This is a genomic window from Steroidobacter sp. (assembly GCF_036402275.1).
GTDB lineage: Bacteria > Pseudomonadota > Gammaproteobacteria > Steroidobacterales > Steroidobacteraceae > Steroidobacter.
Genome location: NZ_DASWTF010000029.1, coordinates 155,753 through 179,194, shown reverse-complemented (window position 1 = coordinate 179,194; position 23,442 = coordinate 155,753). Strand labels below are relative to the sequence as shown.

Annotated in this window: 23 protein-coding genes; 16 read left to right on the top strand and 7 right to left on the bottom strand. The window is 61.2% G+C overall.

Annotated features, from left to right (window positions below):
• Nucleotides 1-90: 90 nt before the first annotated feature.
• Nucleotides 91-906 carry an aspartate dehydrogenase gene (locus tag VGD45_RS14250; RefSeq protein WP_331155986.1) on the bottom strand — a complete coding sequence of 272 codons (816 nt, stop codon included), beginning with the start codon at nucleotides 904-906 and terminating at the stop codon, nucleotides 91-93.
• A 95-nt stretch (nucleotides 907-1,001) separates the two neighbouring features.
• On the opposite strand from VGD45_RS14250, the gene VGD45_RS14245 reads away from it, so the two are divergent.
• From VGD45_RS14245 to VGD45_RS14235, 3 genes are read left to right on the top strand one after another with little or no spacing between them, the layout of a single operon-like run.
• Complete coding sequence (locus tag VGD45_RS14245) at nucleotides 1,002-1,946, top strand: acetaldehyde dehydrogenase (acetylating) (RefSeq protein ID WP_331155985.1); 945 nt, start codon at nucleotides 1,002-1,004, stop codon at nucleotides 1,944-1,946.
• A complete protein-coding gene (gene dmpG, locus VGD45_RS14240) occupies nucleotides 1,943-3,007 on the top strand; it encodes a 4-hydroxy-2-oxovalerate aldolase (RefSeq protein ID WP_331155984.1) in 1,065 nt (354 codons plus the stop codon). Before VGD45_RS14245 ends, dmpG begins: the two co-directional genes overlap by 4 nt.
• Nucleotides 3,008-3,039: 32 nt before the next feature.
• A complete protein-coding gene (locus VGD45_RS14235) occupies nucleotides 3,040-3,891 on the top strand; it encodes a TauD/TfdA dioxygenase family protein (protein WP_331155983.1) in 852 nt (283 codons plus the stop codon).
• A 66-nt stretch (nucleotides 3,892-3,957) separates the two neighbouring features.
• On the opposite strand, the gene VGD45_RS14230 is transcribed toward VGD45_RS14235, so the two are convergent.
• Together VGD45_RS14230 and VGD45_RS14225 are read right to left on the bottom strand one after the other, a co-directional pair.
• Nucleotides 3,958-5,211, bottom strand: coding sequence for an MFS transporter (locus VGD45_RS14230; protein WP_331155982.1), 1,254 nt, complete (start codon nucleotides 5,209-5,211; stop codon nucleotides 3,958-3,960).
• A gap of 95 nt (nucleotides 5,212-5,306) precedes the next feature.
• A complete protein-coding gene (locus tag VGD45_RS14225) occupies nucleotides 5,307-7,547 on the bottom strand; it encodes a TonB-dependent receptor (RefSeq protein WP_331155981.1) in 2,241 nt (746 codons plus the stop codon).
• Between the two features lie 285 nt (nucleotides 7,548-7,832).
• Here VGD45_RS14225 and VGD45_RS14220 point away from each other — a divergent pair, with 285 nt between their 5' ends.
• The 8 genes from VGD45_RS14220 to VGD45_RS14185 all read left to right on the top strand — a co-directional run bounded on the left by VGD45_RS14220 (nucleotide 7,833) and on the right by VGD45_RS14185 (nucleotide 13,516).
• Complete coding sequence (locus tag VGD45_RS14220) at nucleotides 7,833-9,473, top strand: tannase/feruloyl esterase family alpha/beta hydrolase (protein WP_331155980.1); 1,641 nt, start codon at nucleotides 7,833-7,835, stop codon at nucleotides 9,471-9,473.
• A gap of 144 nt (nucleotides 9,474-9,617) precedes the next feature.
• Nucleotides 9,618-10,085: a hypothetical protein gene (locus tag VGD45_RS14215; RefSeq protein WP_331155979.1), complete on the top strand. Its 468-nt coding sequence runs from the start codon at nucleotides 9,618-9,620 to the stop codon at nucleotides 10,083-10,085.
• On the top strand, nucleotides 10,082-10,459 hold the full coding sequence (locus tag VGD45_RS14210; protein WP_331155978.1) for a hypothetical protein: 378 nt from the start codon (nucleotides 10,082-10,084) through the stop codon (nucleotides 10,457-10,459). Before VGD45_RS14215 ends, VGD45_RS14210 begins: the two co-directional genes overlap by 4 nt.
• A 280-nt stretch (nucleotides 10,460-10,739) precedes the next feature.
• Nucleotides 10,740-11,081 carry a DUF5329 domain-containing protein gene (locus VGD45_RS14205; RefSeq protein ID WP_331155977.1) on the top strand — a complete coding sequence of 114 codons (342 nt, stop codon included), beginning with the start codon at nucleotides 10,740-10,742 and terminating at the stop codon, nucleotides 11,079-11,081.
• 26 nt (nucleotides 11,082-11,107) lie between these two features.
• Nucleotides 11,108-11,809, top strand: coding sequence for a hypothetical protein (locus tag VGD45_RS14200; RefSeq protein ID WP_331155976.1), 702 nt, complete (start codon nucleotides 11,108-11,110; stop codon nucleotides 11,807-11,809).
• A complete protein-coding gene (locus VGD45_RS14195; protein ID WP_331155975.1) occupies nucleotides 11,806-12,246 on the top strand; it encodes a hypothetical protein in 441 nt (146 codons plus the stop codon). Before VGD45_RS14200 ends, VGD45_RS14195 begins: the two co-directional genes overlap by 4 nt.
• Nucleotides 12,247-12,264: 18 nt before the next feature.
• Entirely contained in the window at nucleotides 12,265-12,888 is a 624-nt protein-coding gene (locus VGD45_RS14190; RefSeq protein ID WP_331155974.1) for a GNAT family protein, read from the top strand.
• Nucleotides 12,863-13,516, top strand: a complete 654-nt coding sequence (locus tag VGD45_RS14185) for a hypothetical protein (RefSeq protein ID WP_331155973.1) — start codon at nucleotides 12,863-12,865, stop codon at nucleotides 13,514-13,516. The genes VGD45_RS14190 and VGD45_RS14185 overlap by 26 nt, the downstream gene beginning before the upstream one ends.
• A 4-nt stretch (nucleotides 13,517-13,520) precedes the next feature.
• Here VGD45_RS14185 and VGD45_RS14180 read toward each other — a convergent pair whose 3' ends face one another.
• Entirely contained in the window at nucleotides 13,521-13,925 is a 405-nt protein-coding gene (locus VGD45_RS14180; RefSeq protein WP_331155972.1) for an SgcJ/EcaC family oxidoreductase, read from the bottom strand.
• A 111-nt stretch (nucleotides 13,926-14,036) separates the two neighbouring features.
• Here VGD45_RS14180 and VGD45_RS14175 point away from each other — a divergent pair, with 111 nt between their 5' ends.
• Complete coding sequence (locus VGD45_RS14175; RefSeq protein ID WP_331155971.1) at nucleotides 14,037-14,534, top strand: SUKH-3 domain-containing protein; 498 nt, start codon at nucleotides 14,037-14,039, stop codon at nucleotides 14,532-14,534.
• Between the two features lie 23 nt (nucleotides 14,535-14,557).
• Nucleotides 14,558-14,950, top strand: coding sequence for a VOC family protein (locus tag VGD45_RS14170; protein WP_331155970.1), 393 nt, complete (start codon nucleotides 14,558-14,560; stop codon nucleotides 14,948-14,950).
• A 46-nt stretch (nucleotides 14,951-14,996) separates the two neighbouring features.
• Here the strand turns inward: VGD45_RS14170 and VGD45_RS14165 are convergent, their stop codons facing one another.
• Both VGD45_RS14165 and VGD45_RS14160 read right to left on the bottom strand, forming a co-directional pair.
• Complete coding sequence (locus VGD45_RS14165; RefSeq protein ID WP_331155969.1) at nucleotides 14,997-15,452, bottom strand: hypothetical protein; 456 nt, start codon at nucleotides 15,450-15,452, stop codon at nucleotides 14,997-14,999.
• On the bottom strand, nucleotides 15,449-15,871 hold the full coding sequence (locus VGD45_RS14160; protein ID WP_331155968.1) for a hypothetical protein: 423 nt from the start codon (nucleotides 15,869-15,871) through the stop codon (nucleotides 15,449-15,451). Before VGD45_RS14160 ends, VGD45_RS14165 begins: the two co-directional genes overlap by 4 nt.
• A gap of 210 nt (nucleotides 15,872-16,081) precedes the next feature.
• Here VGD45_RS14160 and VGD45_RS14155 point away from each other — a divergent pair, with 210 nt between their 5' ends.
• Complete coding sequence (locus tag VGD45_RS14155) at nucleotides 16,082-16,555, top strand: DUF4253 domain-containing protein (protein WP_331155967.1); 474 nt, start codon at nucleotides 16,082-16,084, stop codon at nucleotides 16,553-16,555.
• On the opposite strand, the gene VGD45_RS14150 is transcribed toward VGD45_RS14155, so the two are convergent.
• Nucleotides 16,530-17,591: a CsgG/HfaB family protein gene (locus VGD45_RS14150; RefSeq protein WP_331155966.1), complete on the bottom strand. Its 1,062-nt coding sequence runs from the start codon at nucleotides 17,589-17,591 to the stop codon at nucleotides 16,530-16,532. The genes VGD45_RS14155 and VGD45_RS14150 overlap by 26 nt on opposite strands.
• 322 nt (nucleotides 17,592-17,913) lie before the next feature.
• Here VGD45_RS14150 and VGD45_RS14145 point away from each other — a divergent pair, with 322 nt between their 5' ends.
• On the top strand, nucleotides 17,914-18,342 hold the full coding sequence (locus VGD45_RS14145) for a hypothetical protein (RefSeq protein WP_331155965.1): 429 nt from the start codon (nucleotides 17,914-17,916) through the stop codon (nucleotides 18,340-18,342).
• Nucleotides 18,343-18,710: 368 nt separating this feature from the next.
• Nucleotides 18,711-23,366, top strand: a complete 4,656-nt coding sequence (gene gltB / locus VGD45_RS14140) for a glutamate synthase large subunit (RefSeq protein WP_331155964.1) — start codon at nucleotides 18,711-18,713, stop codon at nucleotides 23,364-23,366.
• Nucleotides 23,367-23,442 lie beyond the last annotated feature (76 nt).

The following is a 23,442-nucleotide window of genomic DNA, read 5'->3' as shown; positions in this document are numbered from 1 at the left end:
GTCTTTCCTCAAGCTTGCTTGCCGCTCATTTTACGCGAGCTGCGCGGCGCTAAAAGAAACACCGCGCGTGCGCCGAACTCACGGCAAAAATCATGGAGATGCTGGCGTCCGTCGCTGGCACAACCCCGCTATGGGCAAAGCGCCGCCAAGGCGGGCACATTGCAGGATACTGTACGCTGTCAGAGCCGAAGTTTTCGGATTATCCGCGGCTGCACGCGCGAAAATATCGAAGCGGAAATGTCCGAACGCGCCACTGGCCTCGATGCGCCCGAGCGGATCGGTGACGTTGCGCGACGACACCAGCTTCACGCGGGTTGCATCCATTCCCAACCCCACCAGGGCGATGGTCACGCCCACATTGACGTTCTTGGGATAGGCAAGCGCCGCCTCGCGCGCCGAGCCGGCAAAGAATTCGCGCTCGGGCTCCGAATGGTTTAGATCCAGCACCTGTTCGGCGGCCGTGCCGCGCCAGGCATGCGGCGGTTTGAAAGATGTGTAGGTCACCTCATCTAAGCCCGCGAGCCTCGCCGCCAGTAACCCGTCGAGCCCCGCGATTGCTCCCGCGGGCAGCAAAGCTCGCCCGCCGCCTCGTTCCGCATCGAGCAACTGAGTTCTGACATCGTCGTCGGCGAGCACTCCCACTGACGAGATGATCACGTCGATTCCAGCACGCAGCAGCGGCGCGGCGAATTCCTTGACCGCGGCATGGCCTGCGCATTCCAGTACGACCTGCGGGCGCGTCTCGATCAGGGCCCCGATCTCATGAACTGCGTTGGGCGCATCGCGCCCGGGCCGGACGAGTACCGCCTTCATGGTCGAGGTCTCGCCCAGTTTGGAAAGCGCCGTCATGACCTCGCGCCCGATGGCGCCAAACCCGATCATGCCCAGCTGCGGATTACGTCGCATCGCCAGCCTCGCGGCCCCGGGCGGTCCCGAGGTGTATTTGATAATATTGTATGATCATACTACCTTAATGCCCTCCCTTCACCCGGAAGACAGCCATGGCCACCTCAGACCGCGTCCCAGTAGCGATCATCGGCTCAGGCAACATCGGCACGGACCTGATGATCAAGGTCCTGCGCAACAGCCGCACACTGCGCATGGCCGCCATGGTGGGTGTGGATCCGCAATCTGAAGGCTTGGCGCGCGCCAACCGGCTGGGAGTCGCGACGACTTCGGCTGGCATCGACGGATTCCTGGCGATGCCGGAGTTCAAAGACGTGCGCATCGTCTTCGACGCTACGTCCGCCGGCGCGCACAAACATCACGACACCGTGCTTCGCGCTCACGGCAAAACATTGATCGATCTGACTCCCGCCGCGATCGGTCCGTTCGTCATTCCGCCGGTCAATGGCGAGCAGCATCTCAGCGCAGCGAACCTGAACATGGTGACTTGCGGCGGTCAGGCCACGATTCCGATCGTCGCGGCGGTCGGCAAAGTCGCACCGGTGTTGTATGCGGAGATCGTCGCATCCATCGCCAGCCGCTCCGCCGGCCCCGGCACGCGAGCAAACATTGATGAGTTCACTGAGACCACGGCACGAGCCATCGAACAGGTAGGCGGGGCGCGGCACGGTAAGGCCATTATCGTGCTGAACCCCGCCGAGCCTCCGCTGGTCATGCGCGACACGGTGTACTGCCTCACGGCGCTCGCCGATGAAAGCGCCATCGAAGCCGCGGTGCAGGCCATGGTCACCGAAGTGCAGAGCTACGTTCCGGGCTATCGTCTGAAACAACGCGTGCAGTTCGAACGCGTCGGTCCAGGCATCAAGCTGCCGGACGTGGCCGCCGACTTCGTCGGACTCAAAGTCAGCGTCTTCCTGGAAATTGAAGGCGCCGCGCATTACCTGCCGGCATATGCCGGAAATCTCGATATCATGACCTCCGCCGCGCTGCGCACTGCCGAGCGCGTGGCGCTCAATCTCCGTGAGGAGATCGCCGCATGAGCCCGACCAGCAAGCTTTACATACAAGATGTGACATTGCGCGATGGCATGCACGCCATTCGCCATCAGTACGGCATCGATCACGTCAAGACGATTGCCCGAGCGCTGGACGAAGCGCGCGTCGACGCCATCGAAGTCGCGCACGGCGACGGCCTCGCCGGCTCGTCGTTCAACTACGGCTTCGGCAAGCACACCGATTGGGAATGGATCGAAGCTGTCGCGAGCGTCATCAAGCATGCGAAGCTCACGACGCTCCTGCTCCCCGGCATCGGCACCGTGCATGATTTGCGGCACGCCTTCGATCTGGGCGTGCGCTCGGTTCGAATCGCGACTCACTGCACCGAGGCCGATGTTTCTCAACAGCACATCGACTACGCACGCAAGCTGGGCATGGATGTGTCTGGCTTTCTGATGATGAGCCACATGATTCCGCCCGAGCAGCTCGCCGCTCAGGCGAAGCTCATGGAAAGTTATGGCGCGCACTGCGTGTATGTCACCGACTCCGGCGGCGCGATGACGATGGATGACACGGCCGCGCGGTTCCAAGCTTACGATCGCGTGCTGAAGCCTGAAACTCAGCGGGGCATTCACGCGCATCACAACTTGAGCTTGGGCGTTGCGAACTCCATTCTCGCTGTAAAGAACGGCGCGATTCGCGTCGACGCCAGCCTCGCCGGCATGGGCGCGGGCGCGGGCAATGCGCCGTTGGAAGTGTTCATCGCCGCTGCCGATGTGTACGGATGGCAGCATGGCTGCGATCTGTTCAAGCTGATGGACGCCGCCGAGGACTTGGTTCGCCCGCTGCAGGACCGTCCGGTGCGGGTCGATCGCGAAACGTTGACGCTCGGCTATGCCGGCGTTTATTCCTCGTTCCTGCGCCACGCGGAAAAGGCCGCGGCGATGTATGGCCTCGACACTCGAACCATCCTGGTCGAGCTCGGCCGTCGCCGCATGGTCGGCGGCCAGGAAGACATGATTACCGACGTCGCGCTCGATCTCGTGCGAGCCCGCGACGCCGCCGTTGCAGACTCTGCGCCCCGCACCGACAAACTTGCGTCGTAAATAAATCGTCCCTTTTGCAGCTCGAGATTTTTATGGCCGCCAATCCGAAGCCAGCCGTTCCGCCCAGCCAAAGCTACCAAACCATCAAGGCCGACCGGCTCACGCCGACCATCGGAGCCATCATCTCGGGCATCGATCTCGCTCAGCCGCTCTCCGAGCAGCAGATCGCCGACCTGCACCAGGCCATCGCCGATCATCAGGTGATTTTCTTCCGCGACCAGCGTCTCGATCCGCCGTCGCTGAAGCGTGTCGGTCAGTGCTTCGGCGAGTTGCAGATCCATGCGCTGCAGGGCCTGCCGGATCATCCGGAAGTTCGTAAGCTGCAGGCGGATGCGAATTCAAAGCACGTGGCGGGTGAGGAATGGCACACCGACATGTCGTGCGCGACGATTCCGCCGATGGGCAGCATCCTGTATTTGCATACGCTGCCGACGATGGGTGGCGACACGGTGTTTGCGAGCATGTACGCCGCATATGAGGCGCTGTCGGATCGCATGAAGGCTTATCTCGAAGGCCTGACCGCGACTCACGACGGCAAACTCGCGTTCGGTCGTTTCAATCCCGACGGCAAGTTCCCCGTCGCGGTTCATCCCGTGATTCGCACGCATCCGGTGACGGGCCGCAAGGTCCTGTTCGTGAACAAAGGCTTCACGGCGCGCATCAACGAAGTGCCGGAAGCGGAAAGCGCGGCGATCCTGCAGTTCCTGTTCCATCATTGTGAGAACGCCTACTTCCAGGTGCGCTTCCGCTGGGAGCCGCATTCGGTGGCGTTCTGGGACAACCGCTGCACGCAGCACCTGGCTATCTGGGATTACTACCCGCAGCTGCGCTCGGGCTTCCGCGTGCAGATTGCGGACAAGGGCGGTCCGAAAGAATCGGCATAACGCCGCACTGATACTTTTGAGGCAGGCCCGGGGCGCACGACCCCGGGCCTTTTTTTATGCTTGTAGTCAGGTGACCGAGATCGGTCCGCCACGAGCGCGCTCACCATACGGGCGCAGCATCAACACGAGCACGATCGCCAGCAGGCACAAGGGGACACCCAAACCGAGAATGGATTTGTACGAGCCGGTGTAGTCGTACACAGCGCCGAACGCCAGCGGACTCAGGCTCATCGCGACCATCACGGCCGAGAACATCGCGCCGAAAATTTGCGCGAAGTTCTTCAGACCGAAGTAACGGCTCGTGAGATACGCGAGCATGTCGACTTCGGCGCCCAGACTCAGGCCCAGCATGATCGCAGCGACCGTGAACGCCCAGATGGGCATCTGCACCGACAGCAGCGCGAGTCCCACGGCCGACAACGAGAAGAACACGAAGGCGATGCGGCGCGCATCGTAACGATCGACCAGGAATCCGATCAGCAAACGACCGCCGAACGCAGCCCAACCGAACGCCGAAGCCAGCCACGAGGCCTGACTCACCGGCACGCCGCGATCTTGAAGCATGGGCACCATGTGCGGGATCAGGCCATAAAGCACGAAGGCCAGGCCGGAGAAAATCACGATCAAGCTCCAGAAGTCACGCCGCTGCATGGCTTCGCTCAGAGAATCGCCGGTCGCCACCGGATGTGCGGCGGGCTCATCGGAAACTGCGCCATCCGGATGCAAGCCCAAGGACTGCGGCTTCTCGTGCAATAGGAACACGACCATGGGCAGCGTGAACAACAACATGATCAGGCCGAGACCGAAGTAACCGCCGCGCCAGCCGAAGTGCGAAACCAGTTGCTCGGTCACGAGCGGCACGTAACCAAAACCTAGACCGGTGCCGCTGCCCGCAATGCCGATCGCCAGTCCGCGCCGGCGATCGAACCACGAGGTCAGCACGCGCATGTATGGAACGCTGTTCGTGCCCACGGCGATGGTCCCCATCGCCACGTACAGCGCGATGAATTGCCAGTAGTTGGAAATCATCGAGGCCGCGAGGAAGCACAACCCGAATATGACAATGGAAGGCACCAGCACCTGCTTCACGCCGAACCGATCGACCAGCCGGCCCATGATCGGTAGCGAGAAGGCAGTACACAGCATCATCACCGACACGGCCGTGCTGATGGCCGTGCGACTCCAGCCGAATTCGTCACCGAGCGGACCGCCCAGCAGAAACAACGACGCCAGGCCGAACGCCGCCGGACCGGTGGAGATACCCAGCAGGCACACCACCACTGTCACCCAGCCACGGAAAAATATTTTCTGTTCTGTCATGAACGGCGAACACGCAAGCGGGCCACGCGGCCGGGATCTCACAAACGAACGGCGGCCGCCCCGCGCGGGAGCGGCCGCCGCATTTTCCCTTCGGCTTAGAAGCGAGTCGAGACGCGCAGGCCCGCGGTCATGGGACGTGCGGTGTAGACGCGATAACCGTCACCGGTCACGCGCAGACCCAGATCCGGCACTTCGTCGGTGACGTTGTCGACGAAGATGCTGGTGTCCCACGAGCCGTAGCGCACGCCGACGCGCACGCCCATCAGGAAGTAATCATCCAGCTCCTGATAGTTGGTCGGCCCGAACGTGCTGTTGAAGGCCGTGTACGACACGCTCCGATAGTTGAAGGTCGTGCCCGCATAGCCGGTCACGTCCGACGAGAACGGAATCTCGTACTGAGCCGAGCCCGCGAACGACCACTTCGGGCTGTACGGGACGCGATCGCCTTCGCGGCCGTACGGAATCGAGGGCAGCGGCGGCAACGGCATGTCTTCGGACAGGCGCGAATCGGTGTAGGTCGCGCCGAGGTTCAGCGTCAGGCTGTCCGTGGGCTGGGCGTTGATCTGCAACTCCACGCCGTTCACGTAGCTCTTACCCGCATTGCCGATGTACGCAAAGATGGCGTTCGGATCCTGCAGCGAGATCTGCTGATCCGACCAGTCGATGCGGTACAAAGACACTTCGGTGTACAGCGCGCGATCGAACGAGTAGCTCTTCACGCCCACTTCGTAGTTCCACAGCGTGTCCGAGTCGTACTTCGGGGGCACGATCACGTCGCGAGCCGCTGCCGAGCGCCAATCGTTCACGCCGCCAGGCCGGAAGCCCGAAGCAATGCGCGCATAGAACGTCGTGTCGTCGGTGGCCGCATACGCCAGCGCGAAGTTGTAGCTGAGCTCGTCTTCGCTCACGGTTTCGTTCAGCAGCACCTGCGGCACGGCCTGCGGCGGCCGCGCCAGCGCCTGCGTTTCGATCTTGCCCTCGAAGATATCCGCGTCGTAGTAGCGGATGCCGAGCGTGCCGGTCCACTGGTCCGCGAACTTGTATTCGACTTCGGAGAACAGCGCGAGCTGATCGATGTTGGTCTGGTTGATGGCCGAATTGATGTCGTTCGAGGCGAAGCCGTTGGCCACGCAATCCTCGTGGAAGCGGCACGGGGCGACGCCGCTATCGTCGAACACGAACAAGGCGGCGTTGTGGATCTCGGATTCGAGCTCGGCATAGAACGCGCCGGCGACGAACTGCACCGGTCCGTCGAACGTGGACGCGAAGCGCACTTCCGAAGACCAGTTGGAAATGTCCTGGCCCTGGTGATAGGCCAGATCGAACGGCAAGCCGAAGAAGCGCGCGGTCGGCGTGCTGTCGCGAGAGAAGAACAGCTCGCGATCCATGTACGAGCTGGTCGCCGTGAACACACCGAAGTCGGTGGTGTAATCGGCCACCAGGCTGAACAGCCTGGTCTCGTCCTCGAACGGCTCGAGGGTCGGCGAAATGTTCTGATAATCCGGCTCGCCGAACTCGAAGTACTGCGAGCCGTCGGCTTCGCTCTCCTGATACAAGCCCGTGGCGGTGACCTTCAGCGCATCCGTGACTTGCGAGGCCAGTATCAAGCGACCGCCCCAGATGCTCTGGTCGTTCACGTTCTCGGCGAAACCGGCCGAGCTGGTCTGGTCGATGTAACCGCCGCCGGAGTCGCCCCACACCACGGCGCGGGCGCCCAGCTTGTCCTGTATCAGCGGCACGTTCGCCATGAATTCGCCCTGATACAACTCGTTGCCGTCTTTCACGCTGGCAGCCGAACCGCTAAAGCCGAAGGCCGACTGTGACAGATCGGGCTTGTTGGTAATGAAGCGCACCGTGCCGCTCATCGAGCCCGCGCCGAACAACGTGCCCTGCGGACCTTTCAGCACTTCCACACGCTCCATGTCATGCAGTTGGATGTTTGGCTGATTGTCGCTGCCACCGTCGAGACCGAGGCCTGTGATGACGGCTTCGTCGAAGTACAAACCGACGGTGGGCTTGCCCGACGAGGAGATGCCGCGGACGATGATCTGGTTGTCACCCACGCCGCGGTTGTTGACCTGGATGGACGGATCCAAACGCGTGAAGCTTTCCAGCGAGAACGCCTGGCTTTCTCGAATGGCGTCGCCACTCACTGCGGCGATGGCCGCCGGGGTGTCCTTCATCGTCGTTTCGCGCTTGGTCGCGGTGACCACGAGTTCTTCTAAGACCACCTCCTGCGCGTTGGCGACCGTTACCGCGGCGGTCGCTGCCAGCGCGACGGCCTGGCCCATCCGCAGGGCGAACCGGCCAGCGAACCCGGTAGTGCTGAATCTCATGCAAGCTCCTCAAAAGTTAAGTGATCCCTTGCGGCATCACGCATCCCCACACGCTTCCAACTTCCGATACGGCTCAGGCCACGACCCGAGCAATGCAACTTGCATACCACCATCCGAACAGATAATACGATGGTATTTTTGTATGATGTATGACGATCATAGAGAGCCAGGCTGTAAGAATTCAAGCCTGATTCGCGCCGGGCGAGCGGCGAAGTTGGTGCGGGAACGCACAGTTCATGCACCGTCATCGCGCTCGAGCCGGTCAGACGAGAAGAATTCTCAACCATGCGAGCCGAGAGGAAAGCCGTGCAGTCCACGATCAAAGTCCTTGGTGCCCACTTCATGTATGTGGCTCACTTCCTGTGGGGTGTAGCTTCACTTGCTGCGCCTAGTGGCGCATACGCATCGCAGCCCACTGCTCCCGTCGCGGTCCTCGATGCTCAGATCGGCGGCGCCATGCAATGCGAGCGGCTGATCGAGGAAGATTTTAAGAACAGCTTCGAAGCGCCGCTGTCCGTGCTTTCGGCAAAGCTGGTGCCGGCGAGCGATGGCGCGGGAGAATATTGTGCGGTCAACGGCTATATCCAACCGCAGATTCAGTTTGAAGTACGGCTGCCGAGCAAGAACTGGAACGGCCGCTATTTTCAGGTGGGCTGCGGCGGCTTCTGCGGCGTCATCAACATCAACAACTGCGCCGACGCACTCGCGGCGAACTTCGTCGTCGCCGCTCACAACATGGGGCACGTCGGGCAGGTCGTCAAAGATCCCATCTGGGGAAGCGATCCGACGCTTCGCGAAGATTACGCAGGCCGTTCCACGCATCTGATGTCCATTGCCGGCAAGGCACTGGCGGAACGTTACTACGGCAAACGGCCGGCGCGCTCATATTTTCGCGGCTGTTCCACTGGCGGGCGTGAAGGCCTTACAGAGGCGCAGCGCTATCCCGAAGATTTCGACGGCATCATCGCAGGCGATCCCGCCTTCCCCGGTCGCTTGGGCGCGATCGCGAACAACTGGGATGCTCAGAAGTTGCTGCGCGACGACGGCTCGGAAGTCTTCACTCCCGCCAAGCTCGCCGTGCTGAACAACGGCGTCATGAAGGCGTGTGACAAGCTCGATGGTTTGTCCGACGGTATTCTCACCGACCCGCGGGCGTGCAAGTTCGATCCTGCGAAGCTTCAGTGCAAGAAGGAGGATGGACCCGATTGTTTGACTGCCGAGCAGGTGGCGGCTGCTAAAGCTTTGTACAGTGGACCGGTCAACAGCCGCGGCGAGAAGCTGATGCCCGGTGCGACTCCTTACGGCAGCGAGCTTTCGTGGAGCGGCGCGGGCCGTCGTTCGCTCGCGGAAGGATATTTGCGTTATCTCGCCTTCCCGACCAATCCGCCGGCCGATTACAACTATCGCACGTTCAACTTCGACACCGACGTGGCGAAGACGGAACAGATGGCCGCTTTATATGACCCGGTCGCTCCGTTCCAAGCGCCGGATCTTCGCGCGTTCGAAAAGCGCGGCGGCAAGCTCATCGTCTATCACGGCTGGGCCGACGCCGGCGTCTCGCCGATGGCGCTGCTCGATTACTACGCCCAAGTGACATCCCGCCAGGGCGGCGGCGAAAAGGTGCGCGAATGGTTCCGCGTGTTCATGGTCCCCGGCATGTTCCATTGCCGCGGCGGCAGCGCGCCCAACACGTTCGAGATGCTGCCCGAGATCGTGAAATGGGTTGAACAAGGCCAGGCGCCCGATCGCGTCGTCGCCACTCAAAGCGGCCCGCAAGGCGTGATTCGCACTCGACCTCTGTTCCCCTACCCTGCCTTTGCAAAGTACACAGGCAAGGGCGATGTGAACGATGCCGCGAACTGGGTGAGCGCGTCGCCTAAGAAGGAGCCTGACGATCGGTTGGATTGGATACGCGCGCCGAAGTAGACCGCTTCAGTCTCCATCTGACTTAATGCACGCAGGCACGTGCGTTTTCGCACGCCGCCTGCGGCGCATTGTGAACCGACTCCTGGCGCGCCTCGGCGCGAGTGCAGTCCAATGGGCCCTTCGTGGCTTGGGTCTGCAGCCCGCATGCACGCTGGATTCGCGCTGTTCCGGAAGATCTACTTCGTGTTCCTGACGCTGGCCACGTCCATGGCCGGCACGCACCTCTTTCTGAACAGGGATACCATCTTTCCCGACGCGGAGACGGTGGTGGTCTATGGAAGGGATAGCTGCAGCATCACTGCTTTGATGATCGCTGACCTGGAACGCAGCGGCGTTCCATATCTGTATCGAAACGTCGACCGGTTCTTGGTCAGCCATGAAATGTGGTATCACCTGGACCGAAGCAAAGCCCCAGACGACGATGCCACGTTGGCCGAATTTCCAGTGGTCGTGGTGAATGGCCACACCTTGGAGCGAGCTATACAGCAACAGGTCATCGCGCTCTACCGCCAGGCCAATGTCGCCATCGATGAGAACGATGCTCGCCCGCCAGCCCCATCGCAGGAAGGCGCCATCCCTCTGGTCCTGACCCATCGGGCTAACAAGCAATGAGCGCCGACATTTTGTTCGTGAAGCGACCGCCGCTGCTGCCAAAGTGGCTGGCTCGACTGCGCGGCGTCCTCGGTAACTCAGGGGTCATTGGCAGCACCGAGTCAGTAAAAGCAGAGCTCTACGAACTCTTCCCGCAGACGCGATGGCGCTTACAAACACTGCCGATTCCACTACCCGGCGCTGCAGCCGGTGCCGACCCGTGGGTGAGCAACGGACCTCCCGAGCTGCAATTCTTCGCTGAAAACGACGGCTCCGTTCGGCTACTCTTCGCGAGCAGGATCGAGCCCGAAGAGATTCGGCGGCTGGAAAAGAGACTCCGAGTCGTGGCCATCAACATGCAAGCCGACGGCTTTCGCGAGATGTTGTTCAGCTGACACTCATCATAGGGATTCTCATAAAGAACGGCGTCAGTCGTTGTCGCGGTGTATCGCTCCCGGGGTGAGTTGGGACGACACCGACACGATGCAGAATGCGCCCACAACGAGCGCCGCACTCACGATGACGCGACGAATGTCGGAGCCCAACAGAAACTTGTCCTTCTGGGATCGAATGCCGCTGTCATACTATCGCACTCACCGGTCGATCGTACGGAACACCTGCCACGACGGATGATCCATTATGTCGTCTGCATCCGGTTCGATGAAATGGCTCATCTTGCCAGCGTTGCTCGCGATGTCTGGCGCTGTTTCAGCTGAGCCCGATGCAAAGACACGGCAGGAAATCTTGCATCTGATCTCGCACCTCTCCGCATCAGGATGCCGGTTCAACAGAAATGGCACGTGGTACGACGCAGCTCGCGCGGTAAGTCACCTCAACCGCAAGTACGAGTACCTGTCGAAGCGGGACCTGATCCCGAACACCGAAGCATTTATCGAGCGCGCAGCTTCCGAAAGTAGCGTCAGTGGCAAACCGTATCTGGTCAAATGCGGAAACGCCCCCGAGGTGCAGAGCGCCGCATGGTTTCGCGAAGCACTGCAGAAGTTCAGGTCGATATGACGCGCGTCCGGTCGCGGGAATCGTAAGTGCAATTCATCGAGAACAGCATCATCGGTGTTCGAGCCGCGTGTATCCGGCTCAGCGCAGGCCCGGAAGCCCCGGATGTATGCCTGTTTCCGATGATTCACATAGGGTCGTCGGCTTATTACGCCGAAGTGAGACGCCGCCTGAGCACATGCGATGTGGTTCTCTTCGAAGGAGTGAGGTCGTTTCGTGCTTGGATGATCACTCGCGCGTACTCGATCGCGACTCACAACAAGCGCCTTGGCCTCGTTCAGCAAAGACATGCACTGCCGGTAGCCACGTTGAGCCAGCGCAAGATCCATGCAGACGTGAGCACAGATCAGTTTCACGCCGCATGGGCCGACATTCCCTGGTATCAACGAGCCCTGCTGTTCTTTGGCGCACCTCTGTTTGGACTCTGGCTCTACTTCACGGGAACTCGTCAGTCCATCGGGCGCCGCTTGAACACCGAGGAAGTCGAGTTGAACCGGGACTTCGAACGCTTCGAGCTCAGACCGGAGCTGGAAAAGATGTTCGCAACAACTCGGGATCTCCGTCTGGTCGATGAAGTTGCCAAGGCCGTGGAAACGAGCGGGGTTGGGACTCGAATCGCAGTACTGTACGGAGCAGCCCATATGCGGATCGTCTCGCGCCTACTCACAGGCAAATACAGGTATAGGGTGGTCGAGTCCGAATGGATTATGGTCTTCGATTATCAGGAATGAAGCGATATCTCGGCGCGCTGTTCGTCATGATGTCACCGGCTACAAATTCGTTTGCATGCGAATGCCCGCCGCCATCGGCTGTCAGCGATTTCGATCGAGCAGATGCGGTCTTCGTGGCCGTCCCGAGCAGGATTGAGGACACTATCGCAATCAGTGGACCCAGGCGGATCACGCTCAAGGTGACGGAGGCGCTCAAAGGCAATCTCGGCCCCGTGGTCAGCGTGAAGACGCCTGCTTCACAAGCGGCCTGTGGCATCCCCTTCGCGCTCGCGAAGTCGTATCTCGTGTTTGCAGAGGCGTCTGCCCGAGGGTGGGTCGTGCGTGCATGCGAAGGTACGAAGTTGATGAGCCAGGTAACAAACGAAGAGATGGCGGCGCTCAGAAAGCCCACCAAGCCGTCGCATGCGGTGCGCGCTCCCCGGGAGCCTGAGCGCTGACGTCATTCTAGAAACGACATGAACAGCGCCAACGCAACTGGTCCTGCATACCGAATCCGCACGCCACGTCTCGTGCTTCGCTGCTGGAATGCCGAGGATGCCCCGCTTCTCATGACGGCGATCACCGCCAGTTTGGACCACCTGCGCGCATGGATGCCCTGGGCACATCACGAACCGGAGAGCATCGAAGCCAAAACGCAACGGCTGCGTGACTTCCATGCCGACTTCGAGCAGGGCCGCGACTTCATCTATGGCATCTTCAGTCCCGATGAATCCCAGGTGCTCGGTGGCACAGGGTTGCACCCGCGCTTGGGTGAAGGCGCGCGCGAGATCGGCTACTGGATTCACGCCGATCACGCGGGCCAAGGATATGCGACCGAAGCGGCAGCCGCGCTGATCAAAGTGGCTTTTGAAGTAGAGAACCTCCGGCGGGTAGAGATCCACTGTGACCCGAACAACTCGCGGAGCGCAGCTGTACCCCGAAGGCTAGGCTTCACGCATGAGGCCACGCTGCAGCAGTCCGTCGACGGCACGCCGCGCGATGTGATGATCTGGCGTCTGCTTCGAGAGAATTATGACCGCACACCCGCGATAGCGATCGAGATCGAGGCTTTCGATGCGCTGGGACAAAGACTGCTGTGATTCACAAGAGCGAATCAGTCGAGTGGATGCCTTTTGTTCTTCGGGGATTCATGTTTTGCCAATGCCTAATGCCGACAACGCGCTGCGTCCAAGTTTCATAAGATTACGTCCGATTTCTGCGCATCTGAACTTCCCATTTCGCACTTCCCATGAGAGGTTTGATTTCTCTCACATCGCCACCCCTTTTCCCCCGGTTCACGCCTGGCTGGCTCTAATTAAGATGACAGCGATCATCGACGTTCTCGCCGTGTTGTTCCCAGCACTCTTCCTCGCCTGCGCCCCGCTGCTATTGGTGACACGCTTTCTTCGGCCGAAGCTGCTTCCCTGGTGGGCCGTGTTCCTGTGCGCCTCCAGCGTGGGGTGGGTATTGCTTGTGCTCAGCGAGCATTTCGACGACCTCAGTTACGAGCAATGCCTGGAGGAATCCGTATTCCGACTCGAATCGCGACCTGAAGGCCTGACACAAGTAGTCGATCCGGACTGCCCGTTTATGTTCGTGACCGAGGTGTACTCGTACAACTTAGAGTTGGGTTGGTTGTGGGCGCTCCTCTACCTGAGTCCCTGGCTTGCGCTCTACGGATGTATTCAATTGGCGCGCAAACGCGTGAGCGGCGTACCGCATCGCTAACAAGTCATCCAGATTGCGACTGTTCTACTGGGGATAAAGTGTGGGCATCGCGCGCCAGGAGCCAGCGGCCATCGGGCTGCTTGCGGTAGATAGTGATACGGTGTCCGGCGAGTTGCGTTGCTTCCCCGCCGTCCCGCGGCGCGACCGATAACGAGTCGCGACTGCGCGTGTAGGCGACTTCGCCGACAACCACGACCTCTTCCAACTCGCTGACGCAACCGATCCGAAACTTGCGGTGGGCGGCTGGAAAGTTGGTGGAGAACTCGGCCCGGCCCGATGGCGCCTGCCCTGGATTGAGAAACACGACATCATCCGCCGCCAGGGTGAGCAAGCGAGCGAGATCGCCGGCGTTCACTGCATCGATCCAGGCGGAGTGCACTTCGCGGATTTGTCGTTCATCAGCATCCATCGGTAACCTCCAGCCGGTTGTCAGATTCCCTTGCGGACAGACTTCGCTGTCTGCAATGGGTCAGGACATATATTATCCGTCGCGGCACAGGCGCCGCTTACCTCTATAGGCATGCAGGATAAAACTGCTTCTCCACCGCTCTCGATTCGCTCGTTGTTCGAACGTGCGGGCTGGTCGCCAGCTCGGCAAGTTCAGGTTTCAGCGCGTGTTCCAATCGGTCATCCCGCGCGAGCAATTCTTTGTTCGTTCACTGGGCTAAGGGTAGGTGAATCTGGCCCGGGAGTGGACTGCGCCGCAAGCGACATCGCGTTCCGCGATGAAGACTCCGAGTTCGAAACCGAATGGAGTCCGCACTTGGGCTCGCAGTTGATCTGTGTTGGCGGCCTGCATAACGAACACGGCGAGCTGTTCATCGACTCGAGAGGACGTGTATTCGGCGCGAGCCTCATTCATGATGCCTTCTGGTTTGAAGGTGCGGATGTGTGGACAGGTATCGAGGGCGCGCTGCTTGGGCGCCGGAGCCGTCCTGTTCTTCACCCCACTCAGGATGCCGTCACACTGTACGGGGAGCGTTACGCACGTGGCGATCCTCGCATTTATTTGCCATAAACAGGAGCTAGAGGAGAGGGGACATGTTCAATCACGTAATGGTCGGGTCGAACGACATCGAGCGCTCCAAGCGCTTCTACGACGCGGTGCTTGGAACGCTTGGGGCGCGCGAACCCCTGCGCAATCGGGCGGGTTCTGGCCACATCCGGCTGTTCTACCGGCATGACGGCAACAGCTTTTGCGTTTCCGAGCCGATCAACGGTGAAGAGGCGACCTTCGCAAATGGAGGCACCATCGGCTTCAAATGCAATTCGCCCGAGCAGGTCATAGCATTCCATGACGCGGCGATCGCGCATGGCGGCACATCGATCGAAGATCCGCCGGGACTGCGCGACGGCAGCTTGGGGCCGATGTATCTGGCCTATGTACGCGATCCCGACGGCAACAAGCTCTGCGCAATTTATCGCGTCAAGTAGCATCGTTGACCTAAGCGGAAGAAGGGATTCCGGAAGGCGCGGCAACTCACGCCTGCAGCGCGTTGGCGGGATCCCTTCGAAGGCTGAGAATAAACGCGACCGTCGCCACCAAGGCAGCCGGCAACACGAACGCGCTACACATTGCAACCAGCCCCAACCACTGCAAGTCGTCAACCCGGATCAGTGCCACAATACCCGCGAGCGCAATCCAGCCCGCAGCGATACCCACTCCGTCTTTCAGTCTGCCGCCTTCAGGCGGTGGCACATACTCCGAATGAATCCATAGCCTCTTCGCGATCGACCACACCCGCCACAAGGAGAACAGCGCCAATAGCGAGACGGCTGAAAGGCAGATTCCTATGAACCCTCGCCCCTCAGGGGCAATCTCGATCCCTCCCAGAACTCCAGCCGTAAGATAGCCGTACGCCGCAGGAGTGATGGGCGCTGCCGGCAGATAGGTGGCCACCAGCAGAGTTCGAATCGCGATCCGCTTCCCATTCATAGCCGATCTCGTGCGTCGCGTTCGTTCCGCGACTCGATCGCCGACTTGTACTGCTTTTGAGCTTCCATGGACTCGCGGATGAACTTCAATTGAAGGGGAGTTTTATTGGCCAGCTGCTCGGTCTCTATTCTCCTCGCCAGGCTGGCATGTAGATCGGTGCCGTCGATCGAATCGTGTCTCTGCATGTGGCGGTCTATGCTGTTGAACTCGGAGGCCGTCAGAGGAAAAACAGCACTGCACCCGCCGCAGTGAAGGCGATGCTTGCAAATGAAGCGAAGGACGCGAATGGCCGATAGGGTCACCCACTCGGATTCTCTGGACACGAACCATTCCGAGTCCCGCCTGCAGTCGTAGCAGTACGCGGTCGCGACTTCTCCAAGCAGCCGCTGTTCCTTGTCCCACCCGAACACTATCCACATCGAGATCTCCCTGAATCACCCGCGTCGTATAACTTGTATGCAGACGGCCGAGTGACGCGATATATCATAACGGAGCTGGTGTTTTCCCGCTGTGCCACCGTTTGAAGTCATCACCGTTCATGGGGCGGACGCCGAAAGCGCCTGGAACGAGCTGCGTACCAGGTCTCCGAGACGTTCGATGAGATCAAAGCGGCGGGCCTCGCATTCGATGTGCAGGGCTGGCTCGCGGAGCGGATCGAAGAGAATGCGGAGTACTTCGAGTACGAAGAGGAGGAGGCAGAAGATGTCGGGTCGATTCCTTGCTTCACGCCGGCCTTGGATATCAGCACCGGCGAGCCTCTCGAAGAGGTTTGCTTCGGTTTGATACCGGTGGAGTCGCCCTGGCTCGTCCCTGCGTTTCTAAAGTTTGGCGGCTGGAACGATTGCCCGGAGGCGTCGGTTCATCTGGCCTTCTTCCGTCGCTGGTTCGAGCAATACGGTGCAGAAGTCGTGACTGTGACTAACGACGTCATCGAGTTCCGTGTCAGCAGACCTCCGCGCACGCCGGAGGAAGCGAAACAACTGGCGATCGAACCCCAGGCGACTCCTATCAGCCTGACCTGGAATAAAAAAGCCGGGCGGGACTCCCATCCCGCCCGGCTTCGCTCCGTAGCGCGCGTTAGCGCGTCACCAAAACCTTCTTGACCCAGCCGCCGCCGCTGCTGGACTCGATCTTCAGATAGCCGTCCTGCTCCTCGCCCATGAAGATCATCTCTTCACCTTTGGCCAGCGTTGCGACCGTCTTCGACGTATCGCTCGGGGAGGAATAAACCTTCAAGTTGCCGAGCTTCGGCACGATGGTGTCGCCTTCGTTGTAGACGGCGCCGCCCTTGGTCTTCTTGCCCGCTTCTTCAGCGAGCGTGCCCACGTCGCGCTGCAGGCTCGGCTGGCTGCGAACCGAGCGCACGATGTTGTTGTAGTTATCCATGAGGCTGGCGGCGATCACCTTCCCTTCGTTGGTCTTGGTGTAGCCGCCGAGCGCGCCGGCCGCGCCGCCGCCGAATGCCAAGCCGCCGAGCTTGAGATCCGCCTTCTTCGAGCTGCCTTCGGCGGCCGCGACCTGCACACCGGTGCGCGAATCGGTCACGAGCATGCTGGTCTGCGCTTCCTTGAACTTCAAACCGCCAGCGACGGCGCCGATCACGCGTCCGCTGGACCCAGGAAGCAAGCCACCGAGCGCGCCGCCCATGCCGCCTGCATCGTTCTCGGAAAACACAACCGCGGGCGTGAGCACGAAATCCGCGCTGACCATCTGGCCGCCGCCCATATTCGAATTCTGGCGCAGCTCGCCGGACTCCTGCAGCGCGCGTTCCTGCATCATGTTCTGCATGCCGATGCCGCGCTCGACGACGATGAAGCAGTTCGACTGCTGCACCATCATGCGAATCAAACCCGTGGGAGACTGCAGGCCGTAGCGCGACAACGATTGAGAAACATAGTCCTGCGGCTCGACCACAGCCATCGCACCCATCGGCTTGTCGCAATGTTCGAGGCCGTTAGAGCCTTGCGATCCGCCCGGCCCGGCCGAGCCCTGAATCTCACTTCCGCCCTCGCCTTTCTTCTGACCCAGCATCCCTTGAGCGCCGACCGCGAACGGCAGGCCAAGCAGCAACGTGGCGGCGAAAGCAGCGCGCACGCCCGACGTCTTCACCCCTGAAACATGGGCCGATACGGACTTCATAAGATTCTCCCAACGGATGTGCAGGCAGGCGCACAGACCGCGCCGACGGTGCGTAATACTTGTTTAAGGCCAGTTTGAGCCGCCGGTCGCTTGCCGCCAACGATCTGAGCACGCAGCTCCCAGACGGTCAAGCAGCCAACTTCCACTCATCGCGATAGCTGCAGCGCGTGCGAATCGTCGTTCACGGCGTTGCCTGCAATCGCGGCGGTCCAGCATAGTTACCGAATGATTCCAGCCGGATTCGCCGGCGGTAAATGCAACTTCAGTACACATGCCCGGACGGACCATGCCCAGCCAGCGAACGGTTATTCGAATAAACGCATTGGCGATCCTGATCATGTCACTGGTAGGACTCGCAGCCTGCGGCGACGCCGACTCGCCCGAGCAGCAGGTGCGGGCCGTCATTGAACAGATGGAATTAGCGGCCGAGAACCGTGATGTCGGCGATCTCATGGAACATCTGTCCGAGGACTACCGAGACTCGAACGGGATGGGCCCCGAGGAAGTCTCCCGCTATCTGCGCGGCTACTTCATTGCGAACCAATCCATTCACTTGCTCACGCGGATCGAGGAACTGGCGTTCCCGACGGATGGCGAAGCGCGCGCGCAGGTGCTGGTCGGCATGGTGGGCCGAGACGCGGCGGCGACGAATCAATGGGACCTCGCCGCCGACCTGCACACCTTCAAAATCGCCCTGCGACGCGAGGCCGACGACTGGAAAGTGAGCTTCGTCGAGGTGATGCGGAAATAACCTTCACGGGGCTTGCCTTTCGCGCCGCATTGACGCAGGGACCTCACTCTGTAATATGGCTGGCATTCCTTCGGGTTGTATTCAACGCGCTTGTCCGCGGCGAGGCCCTGGCCGGCCTTACGCGCTGCCAACCTTCGCGAATCAGCCCTACTGAATCAAAGACTTAGACCGTGATCGCGGTGTTAGACACCGATGATCTGACGCCGCGCGCCGCGGCGACGGTCCCGCGCCGGAGGCTCTCTTGGGATGCAGTGACGTTCGCTGCCGGTTCCTCGGGAGGTCCGCTGTGCGGCCCTGACCATGCCCGTCGCTCGCATCGATGGCACGGTCAGGCTCGATTTTCCCGACGATGGTAACGGTAGGCCAACATGACAAACGGCACTGAAGGGGCCTCCAAGGAAGAGGCTGTGAATGAGGTCGCTCTGCAGGGGCGCACCACCCGTCCAGGCAAGCAGGGTCTGTACGATCCCGCTTATGAGCACGACGCTTGCGGCGTCGGCTTCGTCGTAGATATTAAAGGCCGAAAATCGCACAAGATTCTGCAGCAGGGCCTGCAGGTCCTGACCAATCTGGATCACCGTGGCGCCTGCGGAGCCGAGACCAACACCGGCGACGGCGCGGGTGTGCTGCTCCAGATGCCGCACGAGTTCCTGGCCGCGGTGGCCAAGAAGTCGCGCATCGATCTGCCCGCGCCCGAGCATTACGGCTGCGGCATCGTGTTCCTGCCTCGTAATCCGACGCTGCGTCGGCGCATCGAAGAGCGCTTCGAGCAGATCGTGCAGTCCGAGGGCCAGACGGTGCTCGGCTGGCGCACGGTGCCAACCAACAACTCCTCGCTCGGCGACACGGCCAAATCGTGCGAGCCGTATATGCGGCAGGTGTTCGTCGGCCGTAATCCGAATCTGCCGGACGCGCTCGCGTTCGAGCGCAAGCTGTATGTGATTCGCAAACGCGCTTACACCGAGATCCGCACGTCGACGATGGAAGGCGCGGCGTCCTGGTACGTCGCCAGCCTGTCTTATAAGACGCTCGTTTATAAGGGCATGCTGCTGACCGAGCAGCTCGGCCCCTACTTCCCGGATCTGCAGGATCCGAGCATGGAGACGGCGATCGCGCTGGTGCACTCGCGTTTCAGCACCAACACGTTCCCGAGCTGGGATCGGGCGCATCCGTACCGCTATGTCGCTCATAACGGCGAGATCAACACCGTGCGCGGCAACGCGAACTGGATGCACGCTCGCGAAGCGCTGTTCCAGTCCGAAGCTTTCGGTGACGACATGGAGCAGATCCTGCCCATCATCAATCCGAACGGCAGCGACTCGGCGATGTTCGACAACACGCTCGAGCTGCTGGTGCTGGCCGGCCGCTCGTTGCCGCACGCCATGATGATGATGATTCCCGAGCCCTGGTCGAATCATCAGACCATGGACGACAACAAGCGCGCGTTCTATCAGTATCACTCGTCGTTGATGGAGCCGTGGGACGGCCCCGCCGCCATCGCATTCACCGACGGCAAGCAGATCGGCGCCGTGCTCGACCGCAACGGCCTGCGTCCTTCGCGTTACTACGTGACGAAGGACGGCCTGGTCGTGATGGCCTCGGAGGCCGGCGTGCTCGACATCGCGCCCGAGAACGTGCTGATGAAGGGCCGTCTGCAGCCCGGCCGCATGTTCCTGGTGGACACCGAGCAGGGTCGCATCGTCGAAGATGAAGAGATCAAGAAGTCCATCACCACCGAGCGTCCGTATCGCCAGTGGCTGAACGATCATCTGGTCCATATCAACGATCTGCCCGCCGCGCCGGAAGTGCCGGCGCCGGATCACGACACGCTGCTGCAACGTCAGATCGCCTTCGGCTACACGTTCGAAGACGAGCGCATGATCCTGACGCCGATGGCGCAGAGTGGCGTCGAAGCGATTGGCTCCATGGGCAACGACACGCCGCTCGCGGTGCTGTCGAACAAGCCGCGCCTGTTGTACGACTACTTCAAGCAGTTGTTCGCGCAAGTCACCAACCCGCCCATCGACTGTATCCGCGAAGAGATCATCACTTCCGCGGAAACGCGCCTGGGCTCGGAAGGCAACCTGCTGAACCCGCAGCCGGCGGACTGCCGTCGTCTGGAAGTGAAGTGGCCGATTCTCACCAACGAGGAATTCGCCAAGGTCCGCCGCATGGATCTGCCGGGCCTGCGCGTCGGCGTGCTGCCGAGCCTGTTCCGCGTGACTCGCGGCGAGAAGGGCCTCGTGAAGTCGATGGAAGAAATCCGGCTGATGGCTCGCCGCATGATCGAGGAAGAGGAAGTGAACGTCCTCATCCTCAGCGACCGCGGCGTGAACAAGGAGTTCGCGCCCATTCCGGCGCTGCTCGCCGTCGCTGGCTTGCATCACTACTTGATTCGCGAAGGTCTGCGCACTCGCGTCAGCCTCGTGATCGAAACCGGCGAGGCGCGTGAAGTTCATCACTTCGCGTTGCTGATCGGCTATGGCGTAAGCGCGATCAATCCCTACGTCGCGTTCGAGACCATCGACAGCATGATCCGCGACGAGCGCCTGACCAACATCGATCACAAGACCGCCTGCAAGAACCTGGTGAAGGCCGCGACCAAGGGCGTCATCAAGGTGATGGCCAAGATGGGCATTTCCGCCATCCAGAGCTATCGCGGCGCTCAGGTGTTCGAAGCCGTCGGTCTGCGTCAGGACGTGATCGACGAGTACTTCACCTGGACGGCGTCGCGCGTCGGCGGCATCGGCATGGACGTGATCGCGCAGGAAGTGCTGGTGCGTCACCGCGCCGCGTTCCCGGAGCGCCCGACCAACGGCCACACGCTGCCCGTGGGCGGCCAGTATCAGTGGCGCGCGGACGGCGAATATCACCTGTTCAACCCCGAGTCGATCCATCGGCTGCAGAAGTCCGTGCGCAACGGCAACTTCAACCAGTTCAAGGAATACTCCAAGCTGGTCAACGAGCAGGCAACCAACCTCTGCACGCTGCGCGGACTGCTGGACTTCAAGCTGGGCGAAGCCGTGCCGCTCGAGGAAGTCGAGCCAATCGAAGCGATCATGAAGCGCTTCAAGACAGGCGCGATGTCGTATGGCTCGATCAGCTCAGAGGCGCACGAGACGCTCGCGATTGCCATGAATCGCATCGGCGGTAAGAGCAACACCGGCGAAGGTGGCGAGGATCCGGCGCGCTTCAAGCCGTTGCCGAATGGCGATTCGAAGAACTCGGCGATCAAGCAGGTCGCGTCGGGCCGTTTCGGCGTCACCAGCGAATATCTGGTGAGCGCCAACGAGATTCAGATCAAGATGGCCCAGGGCGCGAAGCCCGGTGAAGGCGGTCAGCTGCCTGGCACCAAGGTGTATCCGTGGATCGCCAAGACTCGTCACACCACGGCCGGCGTCGGTTTGATTTCGCCGCCGCCGCACCATGACATCTACTCGATCGAAGATCTCGCCGAGCTGATTCATGACCTGAAGAACGCGAACCGTCGCGCTCGCATCAGCGTCAAGCTGGTGGCCGAGGTGGGCGTCGGCACGGTCGCTGCGGGCGTCGCTAAGGCGCACGCCGATGTCGTGCTCGTCAGCGGTCACGACGGTGGCACCGGTGCGTCTCCGCAAACGTCACTTGCTCACGCCGGTCTGCCTTGGGAGCTCGGCCTCGCCGAGACTCATCAGACACTGGTGATGAACAACCTGCGCAGCCGCATCGCTGTCGAAACGGACGGTCAGCTGAAGACGGGTCGTGACGTTATCGTCGCCGCTCTGCTCGGCGCCGAAGAGTACGGCTTCGCGACGGCGCCGCTGGTGGCGACGGGCTGCATCATGATGCGCGTGTGTCACTTGAACACCTGCCCCGCCGGCATCGCGACTCAGGATCCGCGTCTGCGCGAGAAGTTCGCGGGCAAGCCGGAGCACGTCGTCAATTTCATGCGCTTCATCGCCATGGAAATGCGCGAGCTCATGGCTCAGCTCGGCTTCCGCACCGTCGACGAGATGATCGGCCGCGTCGATCGTCTCGAGGCGCGCAAGGCTGTGAATCACTGGAAGGCCAAGGGCCTCGACTTCAGCAACCTGCTGTACCAGCCGGAGTCGGGCGAGAACACGCCTCGCTTCAAGCAGATGGAGCAGGATCACGGCCTGGAGAAGTCGCTCGACGTGACCCGGCTGCTGGAGATCTGCAAGCCTGCGATCGAGCGGGGCGAAAAGGTCGTGGCCGAGCTGCCGATTCGCAACGTGAATCGCGTGGTCGGCACCATCACTGGCAGCGAAGTCACTCGCAAGTACGGCTCCGCCGGCTTGCCTGAAGACAAGATCCAGATCCGCTTCAAGGGTTCGGCCGGCCAGAGCTTCGGCGCGTTCCTGCCGCGTGGCATGACCTTCTATCTCGAAGGCGACGCCAACGACTATCTCGGCAAGGGCCTGTCGGGCGGCAAGCTGGTGCTGTTCCCGCCGGCGGGTTCGACGTTCAAGTCGTACGAGAACATCATCATCGGCAACGTTGCGCTGTACGGCGCGACCAGCGGTGAGGCGTACATCGGCGGCATGGCGGGCGAACGCTTCTGCGTCCGTAACAGCGGCGTGCACGCTGTCGTCGAAGCTGTCGGCGATCACGGCTGCGAATACATGACCGGTGGCCGTGTCATCGTGCTCGGCCCCGCTGGCCGTAACTTCGGCGCCGGCATGTCGGGTGGCGTTGCTTATGTGCTCGATGAGCACGGCGACTTCCACACCAAGGTCAACAAGGAGATGGTTGACGTTGGCCCGTTGTCGGAGCCGGAAGAGATCGCCGCGGTCGGCGCGATGATCGAGCGCCACTACGGTTATACGAAGAGCGCTCGCGCCCGGCAGGTGCTCGATAACTGGAATGACATGGTGAAGAAGTTCGTGCGTGTGCTCCCGCGTGACTACAGCCGCATGCTGGCTTGTATCGCGCGCGCCCACGAGCAAGGCCTCACCGGCGACGACGCCATCATGGTGGCGTTCGAAGAAAACGCCAAGGACACGGCGCGCGTGGGAGGTAACTGATGAAGAGCCAGGCCATTGCGGCTGCCTGCGTGCGCGTCCCGCTCAAACGCGGCGACGCGCGCGCACTCGCAGTCTG

Bases quoted from the DNA above. Each gene is read 5' to 3' on its own strand.
- VGD45_RS14235 (WP_331155983.1), top strand. From the start codon at position 3,040: ATGGCCGCCAATCCGAAGCCAGCCGTTCCGCCCAGCCAAAGCTACCAA.
- VGD45_RS14230 (WP_331155982.1), bottom strand. From the start codon at position 5,211: ATGACAGAACAGAAAATATTTTTCCGTGGCTGGGTGACAGTGGTGGTG.
- VGD45_RS14170 (WP_331155970.1), top strand. From the start codon at position 14,558: ATGTTCAATCACGTAATGGTCGGGTCGAACGACATCGAGCGCTCCAAG.
- VGD45_RS14175 (WP_331155971.1), top strand. From the start codon at position 14,037: ATGCAGGATAAAACTGCTTCTCCACCGCTCTCGATTCGCTCGTTGTTC.
- dmpG (WP_331155984.1), top strand. From the start codon at position 1,943: ATGAGCCCGACCAGCAAGCTTTACATACAAGATGTGACATTGCGCGAT.
- VGD45_RS14195 (WP_331155975.1), top strand. From the start codon at position 11,806: ATGAAGCGATATCTCGGCGCGCTGTTCGTCATGATGTCACCGGCTACA.
- VGD45_RS14150 (WP_331155966.1), bottom strand. From the start codon at position 17,591: ATGAAGTCCGTATCGGCCCATGTTTCAGGGGTGAAGACGTCGGGCGTG.
- VGD45_RS14250 (WP_331155986.1), bottom strand. From the start codon at position 906: ATGCGACGTAATCCGCAGCTGGGCATGATCGGGTTTGGCGCCATCGGG.
- VGD45_RS14160 (WP_331155968.1), bottom strand. From the start codon at position 15,871: ATGTGGATAGTGTTCGGGTGGGACAAGGAACAGCGGCTGCTTGGAGAA.
- VGD45_RS14165 (WP_331155969.1), bottom strand. From the start codon at position 15,452: ATGAATGGGAAGCGGATCGCGATTCGAACTCTGCTGGTGGCCACCTAT.
- VGD45_RS14225 (WP_331155981.1), bottom strand. From the start codon at position 7,547: ATGAGATTCAGCACTACCGGGTTCGCTGGCCGGTTCGCCCTGCGGATG.
- VGD45_RS14180 (WP_331155972.1), bottom strand. From the start codon at position 13,925: ATGGATGCTGATGAACGACAAATCCGCGAAGTGCACTCCGCCTGGATC.
- VGD45_RS14210 (WP_331155978.1), top strand. From the start codon at position 10,082: ATGAGCGCCGACATTTTGTTCGTGAAGCGACCGCCGCTGCTGCCAAAG.
- VGD45_RS14185 (WP_331155973.1), top strand. From the start codon at position 12,863: ATGCGCTGGGACAAAGACTGCTGTGATTCACAAGAGCGAATCAGTCGA.
- VGD45_RS14245 (WP_331155985.1), top strand. From the start codon at position 1,002: ATGGCCACCTCAGACCGCGTCCCAGTAGCGATCATCGGCTCAGGCAAC.
- VGD45_RS14190 (WP_331155974.1), top strand. From the start codon at position 12,265: ATGAACAGCGCCAACGCAACTGGTCCTGCATACCGAATCCGCACGCCA.
- gltB (WP_331155964.1), top strand. From the start codon at position 18,711: ATGACAAACGGCACTGAAGGGGCCTCCAAGGAAGAGGCTGTGAATGAG.
- VGD45_RS14215 (WP_331155979.1), top strand. From the start codon at position 9,618: ATGCACGCTGGATTCGCGCTGTTCCGGAAGATCTACTTCGTGTTCCTG.
- VGD45_RS14220 (WP_331155980.1), top strand. From the start codon at position 7,833: ATGCGAGCCGAGAGGAAAGCCGTGCAGTCCACGATCAAAGTCCTTGGT.